Below are 15,194 nucleotides of genomic sequence, written 5' to 3'. Positions count from 1 at the left end.
ACGTCCGTTCGCTTGCGTAGACTTCCCGGGAATGGCTGGAAGCGGTCGGATCGTCATCAACGGTGCTCGCGAGCACAACCTCAAGGACGTCTCGCTCGAGCTCCCCCGGGACTCGCTCGTGGTGCTCACCGGTCTCTCCGGATCGGGCAAGTCGTCGTTGGCGTTCGACACGATCTACGCCGAGGGTCAACGGCGTTACGTCGAGTCGCTGTCGGCGTACGCGCGTCAGTTCCTCGGGCAGATGGACAAGCCCGACGTCGACTCGATCGACGGACTCTCGCCAGCGATCTCGATCGACCAGAAGACGACGTCCCGCAACCCGCGGTCGACGGTCGGCACGGTCACCGAGGTCCACGACTACCTGCGTCTGCTGTGGGCGCGGATCGGTCACCCGCACTGCCCGAACGGCCACGGGCCGATCGCCGGTCAGTCCGCGGAGCAGATCATCGACCGGGTGATGGCGCTGCCCGAGGGCACGCGCTTCATGGTCCTGGCGCCGCTGGTGCGCGGCCGCAAGGGCGAGTTCCGGGACGTGCTCGACCACCTCAAGGCCGAGGGCTTCCAGCGGGTGCGGGTCGACGGCGAGCTGCGGATGCTCGACGAGGAGATCGTCCTCGAGAAGACCTACAAGCACGACCTGGCCGTGGTCGTCGACCGGTTGGTCATGCGCGGCGACCTGCGCAAGCGGCTCGCGGACGCGATCGAGGCGGCGGTCGGGCTGGCCGACGGCCTGGTCGAGATCACGCTCGTCCTGCGCGACGGGGAGCAGGCGCCGGACGGCGTCGAGGAGTCGCACACCTACAGCGAGAACTTCGCCTGCCTCGAGTGCGGGTTCTCGATGCCGGAGGTCGAGCCGCGGACCTTCTCGTTCAACGCACCGCACGGGGCCTGCCCGCGCTGCACCGGGCTCGGCGCGCAGATGATCGTCGACCCCGACCTGGTGATCCCGGATCCGTCACGTCCGCTCGACGGCGGCGCGGTCAAGCCGTGGTCGTCGTCGCCGAACCCGTTCTACCGCAAGCTGCTCGAGGGGCTGGCCGAGCAGTTCGAGGTGCCGATGGACCTGCCGTGGGGCGAGCTCGCGCTCGATCAGCAGGAGGGGATCCTCTTCGGCGACCCCGACGGCGAGCGCGTGCCGATGCGGTTCAAGAGCCGCTCGGGCCGCAGCCGGACCTACAAGATGCGCGCCGAGGGCGTGATCACCAACCTCGAGCGGCGGTACCGCGAGTCCGACTCCGAGGCGGTCAAGGAGAAGATCGAGGAGTACATGTCGATGGTCCCGTGCCCGGACTGCGAGGGATCGCGGCTGAAGCCGGGTCCGCGCAACGTCCTGGTCGGCGGGATCGGCATCCACCAGTTCTCGGCGCTGTCCGTCCACCAGGCGCTGACCTGGATCGACGACGTCGAGCTGAGCACGACCGAACGCAAGATCGCCAACCTGATCGTGCGCGAGATCAAGGAGCGGCTGTCGTTCCTGGTCGACGTCGGGATCGGCTACCTGACGATGGACCGGGGCGCGGCGACGCTGTCCGGCGGCGAAGCCCAGCGGATCCGCCTGGCGACCCAGATCGGCTCGGCGCTGGTCGGGGTGCTGTACGTGCTCGACGAGCCGTCGATCGGGCTCCACCAGCGCGACAACGAGCGGCTGATCGCGACCCTCGAGCGGCTGCGCGATCTCGGCAACAGCGTGCTGGTCGTCGAGCACGACGAGCAGACGATGCGGCGCGCCGACATCCTGGTCGACATGGGGCCGGGAGCCGGCGAGCACGGGGGCGAGGTCGTCGCCAACGGGACCCCGGCCGAGGTCGAGGCCAACCCCGACTCGCTGACCGGGCAGTTCCTCTCCGGCGCGCGGGCGATCGCGGTGCCCGACGTCCGCCGCGAGCGGACCGGCGAGCTGGTGATCCGCGGGGCCCGCGAGCACAACCTCAAGGGCCTCGACGTCACGATCCCGCTCGGGATCCTGTGCACGATCACCGGGGTCAGCGGCTCGGGCAAGTCGACGCTGATCAACGAGATCCTCCACAAGTCGGCGGCCGCGCAGCTGAACCGCGCCCGGGTCCGCCCCGGGGCCCACGATCGGATCGACGGCATGGAGCAGCTGGACAAGGTGATCCAGGTCAACCAGTCGCCGATCGGCCGGACCCCGCGCTCGAACCCGGCGACCTACACCGGGATCTTCGACCACATCCGGACGCTGTTCTCGCAGACGCCGGAGGCCCGTGCCCGCGGCTACAAGCCCGGTCGCTTCTCGTTCAACGTCAAGGGCGGGCGCTGCGAGGTCTGCAAGGGCGACGGCCAGATCAAGATCGAGATGCACTTCCTGCCGGACGTCTACGTCCCGTGCGAGCAGTGCGACGGCAAGCGCTACAACCGCGAGACGCTCGAGGTCCACTTCAAGGGCAAGTCGATCGCCGACGTCCTCAACATGCCGGTCTCGGAGGCGATCGACTACTTCGAGAACGTCCCCAAGATCCGGCGTCGGCTGGAGACGATCCGCGACGTCGGCCTCGGCTACGTGCGGCTCGGGCAGCCGGCGACGACCCTCTCGGGCGGTGAGGCGCAGCGCGTCAAGCTCGCCCACGAGCTGGCCCGGCAGGCGACCGGTCGGACCCTCTACATCCTCGACGAGCCCACGACCGGCCTGCACTTCGCGGACGTCGAGCGGCTGCTCGAGGTGCTCCAGCGGCTGGTCGGGACCGGCAACTCGGTGATCGTGATCGAGCACGACATGGACGTGATCAAGACCGCCGATCACCTGATCGACCTCGGTCCCGAGGGCGGCGACGGCGGCGGAACGCTGGTCGCCGAAGGCACGCCCGAGCAGGTGGCCGCGGTCGCGGAGTCGCACACCGGACGGTTCCTGCGCGAGCTGGTGACGCCCGACAGCAGCGCGGTCGCGTCGGGCGGGATGCCGGTCCGGACGGACGCCACCGGGCCGCGGCCGGAGAAGAAGTCGAAGGCCCAGAAGGAGGCCGAGGCGAAGGCCGCGGCGGCGGTCCGGGCGGCGGCGAAGAAGCGTCCGGCGACGCGGGCGAAGAAGCGGACGCCCGCGACCACCGCCGGCGACTGAGGGCCGAGGCGTGGGCGCCGCGAGCTACCGGGAGCTGCCGCCGCCGTCGGCCCTGGGGACGCGGGTGGCCTGCCTCTGGAGGCTGGACCCGGGAGCCGGTCCGGCCTGGGAGGGCGACGGGCACGCGGTGCTGCCGGACGGCTGCGTCGACCTCGTCTGGCACGGTGGGACGCTCGCCGTCGCCGGACCGGACACCGGGCCGGTGCGGGCCACGCCGACGCTGGAGGTCACGCTCGGGGTGCGCTTCCGCCCCGGTGCGGCCGCCGACGTGCTCGGAGAGTCGGCCGGCGCCCTGCGGGACCAGCGGGTCCCGGTCGAGCAGCTCTGGGGAGCGGCGGGGCGGGAGCTGAGCGAGCGCGTCGCCGCGGCCGGCGGCGAACGCGAGCGCCTGGCGCTGCTGCTGGGCGCGGTCAGCGCACGACCGGAGGCGGGGGAGCCCGTCGACCCGGCGGTGGCGGAGGCGGTCGCGCTGCTCACGACCGGTGGGGTCGCCGTCTCCCGGCTGGCGCAGACCGTCGCCCTCAGCGAACGCCAGTTGCGGCGGCGGTTCGTGGACCACGTCGGCTACGGCCCCAAGACCCTCGACCGGGTCCTGCGGCTCCAGCGCTTCCTGCTGGCCGCGGCGGCTGGTGACGCAGGGTTGGCGGAGCTGGCGCTGACCGCCGGCTACGCGGACCAGGCGCACCTCGGCCGGGAGGCGCGGGCGCTGGCCGGGGCCAGCCCGCTCGAGCTGCGCCGACGGTGGGCGACGCCCGTGCCGGGGGACGGGACGACGTCCGGGATCGACAAGACCGGGGTACGCCGATCCGTCACGATCGGCGTATGACCCCCAGCGCTTCGACCGTCGACACGGTGGCAGCCGAGCGGTACCTGCGCGAGAACGCGCGGCTGCTCGACGTCGTCCGCTTCGAGCGGGCGTTCCAGGGTGGCTCGGACGAGCGGGTAGTCCGAGCCCTGCTCGCCTACCGCAACGACGACGGCGGCTTCGCCGGGCTGCTCGAACCCGACCTCCGGACGACCCTCAGCCAACCGCAGTCGGCGGAGCTGGCGCTGCGGGTGCTCGACGAGCTGGGCACGATCGATCCCGAGGTCGCCGAACCGCTCTGCGACTGGCTGCAGACGGTCACCACCGCGGAGGGCGGGGTGCCGTTCACGATCGGCTCGGCGCGCGTCCACCCCGCCGCGCCGCACTGGCACGACGCCGGGGCCGAGCGCGCGTCGCTGAATCCGACCGCGGCGCTCGTCGGCCTCCTGCACCGCCACGGGATCACGCACCCCTGGCTCGACACGGCGACCGCCTTCTGCTGGCGGCGGTTGGCTGACCCCGCGCTCGAGCTGGCGATGTACGACGTGCGGGCCGCGCTCTGGCTGCTCGACGAGCACGTCCCGGCGCGGCCGGAGACGGAGGCGGCGAAGCGGCGGCTGGCCGAGGCAGTGGTCGAGCACATCGCGCTCGACCCGGCGATGGTCGCTCCGGGAGCGCCCGGGCACCACATCGGTCCGCTAGAGGTCGCGCCCTTCCCGGCCGACCCGGGGCGCGCGCTGCTCCCGGCGGACGCGGTCGAGGCGCAGCTCGCCGCGCTCGCCGCGCGTCAGCAGCCCGACGGCGGCTGGGCGGTCAACTTCGAGCCGATCTCGCCGGCAGCACTGGCCGAGTGGCGCGGGTGGGCGACGCTCCAGGCGCTGCTGGTGCTGCGGGCCGCGGGATGGCCCGCCCCGTCGGTCCTGCGGCGAGCGTAGGCTGACCCGGCACCGTCCGCGCGGTGCCGCAAATCCGCATGCGCCAACCGTCGAACCACCGTCCTCCGGCCTCGGGCCACCACGGCCACGACGTGGGAACCGCCGATGCCGATGCCGATCCGGCCGGCGTCGGAGCCTCTGATGTCGATGCCGCCGGCGTCGGAGCGGCCGATGCTGATCCCGACGCCGGGGTGGCCGACGTCGACGCGGCGCTGACCGACTGCGCGGTCTACGTCGGTGGCCGCCGGCAGGGCGGGCTGGTCCCGCTGGCCGAGGCGCGGCAACGGGCGGCGGCCAGCGAGGACGGATTCGTCTGGGTCGGGCTCCACGATCCGAAGCCGGCGGCGGTCGAGGCGATCGGACGGGAGTTCGGCTTCCACCGGCTGATCGTCGAGGACGCGATCCACGCGCACGAGCGGCCGAAGCTGGAGCAGCACGACGACCTCGTCCTGCTCGTGCTCAAGACCGCCGAGTACGTCGAGGCCGACGAGCGCGTCGCGATCGGCGAGCTGCTGCTGCTCGTCGGTCCCCGTTTCGTGGTCTCGATCCGACACGGCAGCGCGGTCCCGCTGGCCGCCGTCCGCCGTGAGCTCGAAGGCGACGAGCGGCGCCTGGCGCGCGGGGCCGGCAGCGTCTTCCACGCGATCCTGGACCGGGTCGTCGACGCCTACGCCGACGTGCTCGACGGCCTCTCCAACGACGTCGACGAGGTCGAGGCGATGGTCTTCTCCGGCGGGCGCGAGGACCCGACCGAGCGGATCTACCGGCTCAAGAGCGAAGTCATCGCCGCAAAGCGCGCGATGGCGCCGCTGATCATCCCCGTCACGCGACTGGTCGAGGACGAGGAGCTGCCGATCCCGGCGACCGTCCGTCCGTACCTGCGCGACGCGCTCGACCACCTCGTCCGCGACGTCGAGGCGATCGCCTCGCTCGACGACCTGCTCCGGGGCGTGCTCGACGCCAACCTCGCGCAGATCTCGGTCCGCCAGGCGAACGACGCGCGCAAGATCTCCGCGTGGGCGGCGATCGCGGTCGTGCCGACGATGATCTTCGGGCTCTACGGGATGAACTTCCGGCACATGCCCGAGCTGGGCCTGGACTTCGGCTATCCCGCCGTCCTGCTGGTGACCCTCGGCATCTGCGGGTTCCTCTACCGGCGGCTGCGCCGGGCGGGCTGGCTCTGACCGCCGATCGGGGACCGAAGCCGGCGCACCGTGTGTCCCGCAGGCCGAACCTACTCATGCGTAGGAAGAATCGCCCGGGAGGGGTAGACTCCGCCCGCATGCCGCCCTACGAGCTCCGTCCCGTCGACGACCGACTGCTGGAGGACGCGCCACTCGTGATCCGCAGCACGGTCGACCTGAAGGCCCCGCCGTCGCAGGTCTGGGAGGCGCTCGGCAGCGACGAGATGTGGTCGTGGATGCCGATCATCGACCAGGTCGCGTGGCAGACCCCGCGGCCGTTCTCGGCCGGCGCCGTCCGCCGGCTCCGGCTCGGCAAGTTCCTGACCGTCGACGAGGAGTTCTACCGCTGGGACGTCGACCGCCGGGCGACCTTCCGCGTGACCCACCAGAGCCGTCAGGTGCTCGACGCGCTGGTCGAGGACTTCCTGCTCGACCCGACGCCCGAGGGCACCCGGCTGACCTGGACGATGGCGGTCTCGCCGCTGCGGGGGCGGGGGCTCCCGCTCGGCCTCCTGGCGCCGGTCATGCGCCCGGGCAACACGGTCGCGATCGGCGGCATCCGCAAGCTGCTCAAGTAGCTCGCCGGCGCTAGGCTCGTTCGGGTGACGCTCGACGACCCTGGCTCCTCCCGCGGCACGGCGCGGGTCCCGCCGCTGACCCGCGCGCAGGCGGTCCAGTGGCTGCACAAGTGGCGCTGGTACACCCGCTCGCAACGGCCCTGGAACCGGGTCCGGCTGCACGTCGAGCTGGCCCGGCGGGAGGCGTTCGCGCGGGGGCGGATCAACGGGGACCTGCTGCCGATGCTCGCCGACGGCCGGCTCGAGATCGGGCCCCAGGTCTTCCTCGAGCCGGGGGTCTGGCTGACCGCCGGCGACCACGGCCGGATCCGGATCGGCGGTGGGACCTTCCTCAACCTCGGGGTGATGGTCGCCGCCCACGAGCTGGTCGAGATCGGCGAGCACTGCATGGCCGCCAACGGCTGCCTGATCACCGACGGCAACCACCGCTTCGACGACCCGGACAAGCCGGTCCCGTGGCAGGGCTTCAGCAGCAAGGGGCCGACGGTGATCGGCGACAACGTCTGGCTCGGCGCGAACGTCGTCGTCACCAGCGGCGTGACGATCGGACGCCGCAGCGTGATCGGCGCGAACTCGGTGGTGACCCAGGACATCCCGCCGTTCTCGATCGCGGCCGGCGCGCCCGCGAAGGTCCTGCGGACGATCAGCTACGACGACTGAGCCGCGGGCTCGCCCGGCCGGGGCGAGCGACCGTCCCGGACGGCGGGGCGCTCAGGTCGACCGGCGGTCGTGGTCGAGCAGGCCGTGGTCGAGCGCGTAGCGGACCAGCTCGGCCCGGCTCGACCGCCGGATCTTGTGCTGGATGTGGGCACGGTGCGACTCGACGGTCCGGACGCTGAGGAACAGCTGGCCGCCGATCTCGGTGTTGGTGTGGCCGAGCGCGATCAGTCGCAGCACCTCGACCTCGCGCGGGGTCAGGTCGTCGGGCGGACCGGCGGGTGGCGGCTCGGCCGCGATCCGCGCCCCGAGCGACGGGTGGAGGTAGGTGCTGCCGTCACGGGCCATCGCGACGGCCTGGACCAGCTGGTCGTCGGCCGCTTCCTTGAGCACGTAGCCGAGCGCGCCCGCTCGCAGCGCCTCCCGCGCGAACGCCGGGTCCTGCTGCATCGTCAGGACCACGATCGCCGTCCGCGGCGAGAGCTCGCGCAGACGGGGGATCGCGGGCAGGCTCGGCTCCCCGGGCATGTTGAGGTCGAGGACCAGCACGTCGGGCTTGTGCACCGCGACCGCCTGCAGCGCCTCGGGGACGTCTCCGGCCTCGGCGACGACCGTGAAGCCCGGTTCCGCCTCGAGCACCAGCCGCAGGCCGCTACGGACGATCGCGTGGTCGTCGGCGAGAGCGATCCGGGTCGCGGCGTCGTCGGGCGCGGGCATCACCGCGACGCTACTCGGCGGCTCCCGTGCCGGTGAGGGGAGGGAACCGCGGATCGGAACCGTAGGAACTACGGGCCCCGCACGGTCCGTGGCCGCTACGGAGGGGGGTGCGTGTCCGGTCCGATGGCAACGACCGGGGTGCGACGTAGGCTGAGGTCCCGGCAGCGCGCGTCCAGGAGGCAACGACCATCTTCGCCCGGATCCTCGTGGGGTTCGACGGCTCGCCCGAGTCGCGGGGAGCGTTGCGGCTCGCCGAGCGGCTGGGGGACGCGAGCGCGACGATGCTGCTCGCCCCGATCGTCGACGAGCTGGCGGGGCGCGCCCGCGGGGCGGCCTGCGACCTGATCGTGCTCGGCGATCGCCGACGGCGCGGCGGCGGTCGTGCCGTGCTCGGCGGGACGGCCACGCGGACGCTGCGCACGGCCGGTTGCGCGGTGGCGATCACGCCGCCCGAGCCGGTCGCTCCGCTGCGGGCGGTGGGGGCCGCGTTCGACGGCACGCCCGCCGGTCGCCGGGCGCTGGTGGTCGCGGCGCGCGTCGCCGCGGAGAGCGACGCCCGCCTGATCGTGCTCTCGGTCGTCGATCCTCGCAACGCCTACGCAGCCGCAAGCACGAACGGCGACTACGGCGACGTCCACAGCGTGGCGCGGACGGCGTTGATCGAAGCGGTCGCGGAGCTCGGCGGGGCCGGCGACGTCCTGCGTCAGCTGCACGAGGGCGATCCCGTCCACGAGCTGCTCGCGCTCGGTCGCGACGTCGACCTGCTGGTGCTCGGGGGCACGGTCCGGCGGGGCGTCGGGCTCGGCGACGTCGGGGCGGCCGTCGTCCGGCGCACCCGGCATCCGGTCCTGGTCGTGCCGGAACCCAGCGGGGGTCCCGCGGTGACCGCGGGCTGGGTCGCCTGAGGCGGGTCCGGCGGTGGGTCCGCGCGGGCCGCGACACCGATGGCTGCCGGTCCGGCGGGGAGAATCGGCCCCGGCACCCGAGGACCGACCGACGATGGCCAGCGAACCGCTCGACGAACCCCGACTGCGACGGCTGATCGCGGTCGGGCGCGCGTTCGTCGAGGAGCTGGACCCGGAGGCGTTGCTCGACGAGATCCTCGCCGCCGCCCAGGACCTGACCGGTGCCCGCTTCGCGGCGCTCGGGACGCTCGACGGCAACGGCCAGCGGTTGGCGGGGTTCCGGACCCGCGGGCGCGACGGCCGGACCCGCCGCTCGTTCGGGAACGCGCCCTACGATCGCGGGATCCTCGGCCTGCTGCTCGGCGAGCCGGAGCCGCTGCGGCTGCCGGACGTGCGGCGGCATCCCCAGTCGTTCGGCTTCCCCGCCGGTCACCCGCCGATGACGTCGTTCCTGGGCGTCCCGATCGTGGTCCGGGGCGAGCCGTGGGGCACGATCTACCTGACCGAGAAGGAGGGTGGGCCGTTCGACGACGCGGACGAGGAGGCGCTGGTGATCCTCGCCGACTGGGCCGCGATCGCGGTCGACAGCGGACGCCTCCACAACCGGCTGCGAGCACGCAACGCCGAGCTGCGACGGGTCAACCAGAGCCTCGCCGCGACGACCGCGATCGCGCGGGCGATCGGCGCGGAGACGGCCCTCGACCGGGTGCTGGAGCTGATCGTGACCCGTGGGCGGGCGCTGGTCGACGCCCGCGCGATGCTGATCCTGCTGGCCGACGGCGACGCCTGGCTCCAGGTCGGGGCGGCCGCGGGCGAGACGAGCCACGTCGAGACCGGCACCCGGATCACGATCGCGGGCTCGACGCCGGGCGACGTCCTCCGCAGCGGGCGTCCGTTGCGGGCCGACGTCGACGATCTCCGCTTCGCGCCGGAGCCGATGGGCGTCCCCGACGCGACGTCGGCGTTGCTGGTCCCGCTCGTCTTCCGCAGCGGCAGCCTCGGGGTGCTGATCGCGTTCGACCGTCACCGCACCGCCGAGCGCTTCACCGCCGACGACGAGGAGCTGCTGCTGGCCTTCGCCGCCAGCGCCGCGACCGCGGTCGCGACCGCCCAGACCGTCGGCGAGCAGCGGCTGCGCGACGCCCTCGCCAGCAGCGAGCAGGAACGACGTCGGTGGGCCCGCGAACTGCACGACGAGACCCTCCAGGGCCTCGCGAGCCTGCAGGTGCGGCTGTCGTCGGCGCTGCGGGCCAGGGCCGACGACGGGCTCGAGCAGGCCGTCCGGGATGTCCTCGACCACGTCGGCGTCGAGATCCAGAAGCTGCGGACGCTGATCACCGAGCTCCGCCCGGCGGCACTCGACGAGCTCGGCCTGGCTCCCGCGGTCGAGAGCCTGGCGCGAGCGGTCGGCGCGGCCGCCGGACTCGACGTGGCCGTCACGATCGACCTCGGGCGGCTCGAGGAGCAGGTGGGAGCCGACGGCCGGCTCGACACGGAGCTGGAGACTGCCGTCTACCGGATCGTCCAGGAGGCCCTGGCCAACGTCGCCAAGCACGCCTGCGCGGACCACGCGACGGTCCGGGTCGTCCTCGCGGGCGACGAGCTGCTGGTCGGGGTCGCCGACGACGGCGACGGGATCGACCTGGCGGTGGTCGCCGAGCGACGGGGGTTCGGGGTGACGGGGATGCGCGAACGGGTCCGGCTGGCGGGTGGGACGCTGCGGATCGCGCCGGGCGAGGCGGGTGGCACGGCGCTCGTCGCGCTGCTGCCGGTCGCCCGCGGCCGCAACGGTCACGGGCAGGGCGCCGCCAACGGGTCGAGGTAGGCCCCGACGAGGCCCCCGGTGACCGTCGGCGGGGCGTCCCAGAGCGGCTGGCGGGAGCAGCGTGTGTGCCAGCCCGTGGGCGTCGCCTCGGCAACGAGGTAGAGGGTTCCCTCGCCGTCGAGCAGGGTCGCCCGGATCAGCGGTGGGGACGGGGGATCCGGCGGAGCGGCGACGCCGAGCCGGTGGGCGACGTCGTGCGCGACGACGGTCGCCTGCTGGATCGCGAGCCCGTCCTGCTCGAGCGAGCTGCGGACGCCGCTGCCCGCCGCCCAGACCCGATCGACGCCGATCACCCGCCCGTGCTCGTCGGTCCGCAGGAAGCCGTCCTCGTCGTGGGGCAGGCCGGCGAGCGGACGTCCGCGCGGGCGGGGCAGGGCGATCACCGCATCGACGGGGACGGCGCCGGCCCGCGGTACCCAGAGCCGGCCGTCCTCGACCTCGGCCGGTGCGCTGCCGGTGATCACGACGATCCCACGGTCCTCCAGCAGGCCGGTCAGCGTGCCCGCGAGCTCCGGGCCGAAGGCGGCCATCGGGCCGCTCTCGGCCGTCACGACGGTGATCTGGCCGTTGCCGGCCGGGGCGGCGTGCTGGAGCAGCAGCGCCAGCTCGTAGGCCGGCAGGCTCCAACGGACGCCGTCGGGGACGACCACCGCGATCCGGGTCGGATCGCCGACGCGCACGCGGGCGACGATCCGGGCGAGCCGGCGACGGTCGGCGGGGCTGCCGAGCGTGATCGCACCGGGCAGCGCCGAGTGACCCGCCGAGCCGACCGCGACCACCAGTGCGTCGTAGCCGACCAGCCCGCCGTGGGCGGTGCGGACCTCCGCCAGCGCCGGCGCGACCGCGGCGGCCCGGTCGCCGATCAGGCCGGCGCCGTGCTCGCCGACGAAGGTCGACAGCGAGACGACCGGACCGGTGTCCGCGAGCAGCCCGGGGTAGACGTTCGACGGCGGAGGGTGGAAGCGGTCCTCCGGGGCGAGCAGGGTCGTGTGGAGCGCTTCGGGGGCGATCTGGTGCAGGCGCAGCAGGACCTCGAGCGCGGTCAAGCCACCGCCCGCGATCACCGCGTGGGGTACGCGGAGCCTCATCCGTCCCGCCCACCCAGCAGCTCGATGCCGTCGTCCCCCGGGGCGTCGAGGACGACCGGTCCGGCCGGCGGGGAATCACGGTCGAGCACGGCGACGGCGGCGGCCAGGCCCCGCTCGTCGACGTTGGTGAGGAAGGGGGCGAGGTGGGCGGCGGCGACCTTCTCGGGCGGCCACCACGGGCAGCGGCGGCTGACCTGCGAGCTGGCCGAGGCCCCGCCGATCAGCTGGGCCGAGAGGTAGAGCGGGTTGGCGCCGGTCAGCAGCATCGCCCGCAGCCGGCCCTCGTAGGGATGGGGCGGGGTGTCGACCCCGGCCCGGCGGGCGATGTTGGCGGCGACCGTGTCGGCCTGCTGGGCGGCGAGCCCACCCTGCTTGACGGGATAGGCGGCGGCATCCCCGACCGCGTGGACGCCGTCGAGGCCGGGGACGGCGAACTCGCCGTCGACCTGGACGAACCCGCGGCCGTCGAGCGGCACGCCGTGGAGCCCGGGCCCGTGGAGCGCGGGGAGGACCAGCACGCGGTCGGCTGGGAGCACGTGACCGCCGGGAAAGAGCCGAACGCTCTGCTCGTCGAGTCGCGCCAGCGCCCGCTGGGGGAGGACGCGGACCCCGGCGTCGTTGAGCTCGCGGGCGACGGCCTCGCTGCCGGCCCCGTAGAAGACCTCGAGCGGGGCGCCCTCGTGGGTGACGACGGTGATCCGCGGGCTGTCGGTGCCGCCGTGCCGGACCCGCCGGGCGCTCTGCAGCGCCAGCTCGTAGACCGGCAGCGTCCAGCCGCAGTGGGCCGGGGCGTCGAGCATGAGATCGCCGATGCTGCCGTCCTCGAGCCCGTGGACGATCTCGGCCAGGGCACCGGTCGCGGAGGCGCGGAGGGTGGTCGCGTGGGCGACCGGCACGCCCTGGCGGGCCCCGGCGGCGATCACCAGCTCGTCGTAGCGCAGCTCGCGGTCCTCATCGAGGTGGGCGATCCGCTTCGCGCTGTCGATGCTGTGGAGCTGGCCGAGGACGAGCCGGAACCCGAGCGCGTCGGCCAGCGCGTCGAGCGCGTAGGTCCGGATCGGGGTCGGCGAGAACGGCTCGGACAACAGCTCCTGCCGGCGACGGAGGAGGGGATCGGCGGTGACGACGGTCAGGTGGGTCGCGCGGGCGGCGTGGGCGCGCAGCGCGAGCACCGCCTCGAGCCCGGCAACGCCACCACCGGCGACGACGACCTCGCGCAGGGTGCCCATGGGACCACGCTACGACCGGGTGCCCGACCCGGCATCCGGCCCGGCTACGGTCGGCCCTCCGTGGGAACCACGGACACGCCTGCGGTCGTCCCGGGAGCGGCTCCGGAGCGTCCCCGGTGGCGGAGGCGGCGGGCCAGGTCGGCCGAACGCCCCGGCTGCCATAGGCTGGGGCGGTGACCCGCACCACGACCGAGGAGCAGTCCGTGTCGCCCCAGATCATTGCCGGAGTCGACGGAGCCGATGGTGGCCGCGATGCCGTGGCCCTGGCCACCGCGCTCGCCGACGGCACCGACGGCGCCGAGCTGACCGTCGCCGTCGTCTACCTTGCGGGGCCGGCCGGCGGACGTGGCCTGCCCGAGGGCTACGACGCGCTCCTGCGCGAGGAGGCCGACAAGCAGCTGGAGCTGGCGCGGAAGGCCTGTGGGGATCGTCCGAACACCTCGTTCGTGGTCGTCCGCGGCACCTCCCCGACCGACGGGCTCCACCGCCTGGCGCAGGAGCGTCGGGCCGACTGCATCGTCGTCGGCAGCAGCCATCTCGGGCGGCTCGGGCGGATGGTCGCCGGCAGCGTGACCGAGCAGACGCTCCACGGGGCGCCCTGCGCCGTCGCGGTGGCCCCGGCCGGCTACGCCGACGCGCCCAAGCCGATCGCCACGATCGGCGTCGCCTACGACACCTCCCAGCAGGCCCAGCACGCGCTCGAGTCGGCGGCCGAGCTGGCCCGTCGCCACGGCGCGAAGCTGCGGCTGGTGCGGGTCCTCGACGAGCAGATCATCTGGTACGGCGGCTACGCGGGGGCCGAGGCGCTCGCCGACATCCGGCGCTTCGCCGAGCAGGAGCTGCGCGACGCGGCGGCCAAGGTCGAGGGCGTCGCGGACGTCGAGGGGATCCTGCTCGAGGGTCGGGTCTCGCTCGAGCTGGCCCGGACCGGCGAGCACCTCGACCTGCTGGTCGTCGGCTCGCGCGGACACGGCCCGTTGAAGCGGGTGCTGCTGGGCAGCGTCAGCTCGCAGATCGTGCGCGACGCCCGCTGCCCGCTGCTGGTGGTGCCGCACACGGCCGAGGAAGAGCGGCCCGCGGCCGAGTAGCGCCGCGATCGGGACGAGCGGTCGCGCCCGGCGCGCCGATCGTCCCCCCGAGGTCGGCGTTCAGCCGCCGAAGCGACTCCGCAGGGCCTCGACGTTGCGCACGTAGCGCTCGGTGTCGTCGTAGCGCCCGCGGCTGCGGACGGAGCCGAGGCCCTGGTAGTAGCCGGCCGCGGCCTGGGCCGCGTCGCCGCCGGTCTGCCGGAGCAGGTGACCGAGGTAGAGGGTTCCCGCCTCGACGTTGTCGGTCGCCGAGGTCGGGTCGAGCGTCCGCCCGGCGAGGTTGCTGCCGATCCAGCTCCAGGTCCCGGGCATCACCTGCATCACCCCGCGGGCGCCGACGCTCGAGACGGCGGAGTTGTCGAAGCCGCTCTCCTGCCACGCGATCGCCTGGGCGAGCGAGGTCGGCACGCCGTTGCGGGCGGCGATCGCCGCGATCTGGGCGCCGCTCACACGGCCCGGGGTCGCGACCGGGCCACTCGCCGGAGCCGGGGCGGTGGGGGCGGTCGGGGTGGTCGTGGACGCGGGCGCCGCGGCGGCGGTGGTCGCCGTGCCGCTCGCCCCAATGCTGCCACCGGCCGGCAGCGAGAGCGCCCGTCCGGCCGGCAGGATCGCGCCGATCGTGAGGCCGTTGCTCGCCGCCAGCTGGGCGACCGAGACCCCCTGGCGGGCGGCGATCGCGCTCAGCGTGTCGCCCGACCGGACGACGTAGCCGCCGGCCGCCGGTCCTGGGGCGGTGGCGGCGGTGGAGGCGGTGGCGGCGGGGGCCGCGGCCGGGGCGGTTGCTGCGGGCGTCGTGCCCGTGGCGGTGCCGGCGGCCGGCGCGGTCGGCGCGACCGCGGCGCCGCGGGGCGGGATCGAGAGCACCTGGCCGGCGCGGACGCCGGAATCGGCCGAGAGCCCGTTGGCGGCGGCGAGCGCCGCTGGCGACATGCCGTTGGCGGCGGCGACCTGCCAGAGAGACTCGCCGGTCGCGACCTCGTGGATCGGCTGGGCGTGGACGGTGGGGGCGGCTGCGGCCGCCAGCGCGAGAGCGCTGGCGCACGACAGGAACGCCCGACGGTGGAGCGCGTGCATGACGCGGACCTCCTTCGACTGGGGGTGACGGGGGCT

General features: G+C 74.2%; 13 protein-coding genes. 9 read left to right on the top strand and 4 right to left on the bottom strand.

All coding sequences use genetic code 11. The features are described 5' to 3' along the window. Window positions 1-31 precede the first annotated feature (31 nt). The 6 genes from uvrA (at window position 32) to ACVUH9_RS01990 (ending at window position 7,235) form a co-directional block, all read left to right on the top strand. Window positions 32-3,073, top strand: coding sequence for an excinuclease ABC subunit UvrA (gene uvrA, locus ACVUH9_RS02015; protein ID WP_475753432.1), 3,042 nt, complete (start codon window positions 32-34; stop codon window positions 3,071-3,073). Window positions 3,074-3,083: 10 nt separating this feature from the next. Next, window positions 3,084-3,899 carry a DUF6597 domain-containing transcriptional factor gene (locus ACVUH9_RS02010; RefSeq protein ID WP_475753430.1) on the top strand — a complete coding sequence of 272 codons (816 nt, stop codon included), beginning with the start codon at window positions 3,084-3,086 and terminating at the stop codon, window positions 3,897-3,899. Further along, window positions 3,896-4,813, top strand: coding sequence for a hypothetical protein (locus ACVUH9_RS02005; protein WP_475753428.1), 918 nt, complete (start codon window positions 3,896-3,898; stop codon window positions 4,811-4,813). Before ACVUH9_RS02010 ends, ACVUH9_RS02005 begins: the two co-directional genes overlap by 4 nt. A gap of 23 nt (window positions 4,814-4,836) precedes the next feature. Then, entirely contained in the window at window positions 4,837-5,997 is a 1,161-nt protein-coding gene (locus ACVUH9_RS02000; protein WP_475753427.1) for a magnesium and cobalt transport protein CorA, read from the top strand. Between the two features lie 98 nt (window positions 5,998-6,095). Continuing rightward, a complete protein-coding gene (locus tag ACVUH9_RS01995) occupies window positions 6,096-6,575 on the top strand; it encodes an SRPBCC family protein (RefSeq protein WP_475753425.1) in 480 nt (159 codons plus the stop codon). A gap of 24 nt (window positions 6,576-6,599) precedes the next feature. Next, the gene (locus ACVUH9_RS01990; RefSeq protein WP_475753423.1) at window positions 6,600-7,235 is read left to right on the top strand and encodes an acyltransferase; all 636 of its coding nucleotides are present in this window, start codon (window positions 6,600-6,602) and stop codon (window positions 7,233-7,235) included. 51 nt (window positions 7,236-7,286) lie between these two features. Here ACVUH9_RS01990 and ACVUH9_RS01985 read toward each other — a convergent pair whose 3' ends face one another. Continuing rightward, complete coding sequence (locus ACVUH9_RS01985) at window positions 7,287-7,949, bottom strand: response regulator transcription factor (protein ID WP_475753421.1); 663 nt, start codon at window positions 7,947-7,949, stop codon at window positions 7,287-7,289. A gap of 206 nt (window positions 7,950-8,155) precedes the next feature. Here ACVUH9_RS01985 and ACVUH9_RS01980 point away from each other — a divergent pair, with 206 nt between their 5' ends. Both ACVUH9_RS01980 and ACVUH9_RS01975 read left to right on the top strand, forming a co-directional pair. Then, window positions 8,156-8,854: a universal stress protein gene (locus tag ACVUH9_RS01980; protein ID WP_475753419.1), complete on the top strand. Its 699-nt coding sequence runs from the start codon at window positions 8,156-8,158 to the stop codon at window positions 8,852-8,854. 94 nt (window positions 8,855-8,948) lie between these two features. Beyond that, the gene (locus tag ACVUH9_RS01975) at window positions 8,949-10,679 is read left to right on the top strand and encodes a sensor histidine kinase (protein WP_475753417.1); all 1,731 of its coding nucleotides are present in this window, start codon (window positions 8,949-8,951) and stop codon (window positions 10,677-10,679) included. Here ACVUH9_RS01975 and ACVUH9_RS01970 read toward each other — a convergent pair. Together ACVUH9_RS01970 and ACVUH9_RS01965 are read right to left on the bottom strand one after the other, a co-directional pair. Further along, a complete protein-coding gene (locus ACVUH9_RS01970; RefSeq protein ID WP_475753415.1) occupies window positions 10,646-11,767 on the bottom strand; it encodes an FAD-dependent oxidoreductase in 1,122 nt (373 codons plus the stop codon). The genes ACVUH9_RS01975 and ACVUH9_RS01970 overlap by 34 nt on opposite strands. Then, window positions 11,764-12,996, bottom strand: coding sequence for an FAD-dependent oxidoreductase (locus ACVUH9_RS01965; protein WP_475753413.1), 1,233 nt, complete (start codon window positions 12,994-12,996; stop codon window positions 11,764-11,766). The genes ACVUH9_RS01970 and ACVUH9_RS01965 overlap by 4 nt, the downstream gene beginning before the upstream one ends. A gap of 173 nt (window positions 12,997-13,169) precedes the next feature. Between ACVUH9_RS01965 and ACVUH9_RS01960 the strand changes: the two genes are divergently transcribed. After that, complete coding sequence (locus tag ACVUH9_RS01960; protein ID WP_475753411.1) at window positions 13,170-14,084, top strand: universal stress protein; 915 nt, start codon at window positions 13,170-13,172, stop codon at window positions 14,082-14,084. A gap of 60 nt (window positions 14,085-14,144) precedes the next feature. Here ACVUH9_RS01960 and ACVUH9_RS01955 read toward each other — a convergent pair whose 3' ends face one another. Then, complete coding sequence (locus ACVUH9_RS01955; RefSeq protein WP_475753409.1) at window positions 14,145-15,158, bottom strand: LysM peptidoglycan-binding domain-containing protein; 1,014 nt, start codon at window positions 15,156-15,158, stop codon at window positions 14,145-14,147. Window positions 15,159-15,194 lie beyond the last annotated feature (36 nt).

It is taken from the genome of Patulibacter ginsengiterrae (genome assembly GCF_056269115.1).
The sequence above is the reverse complement of the archived record's forward strand: the minus strand, read 5'-3'. Positions and strand labels throughout refer to the sequence as shown.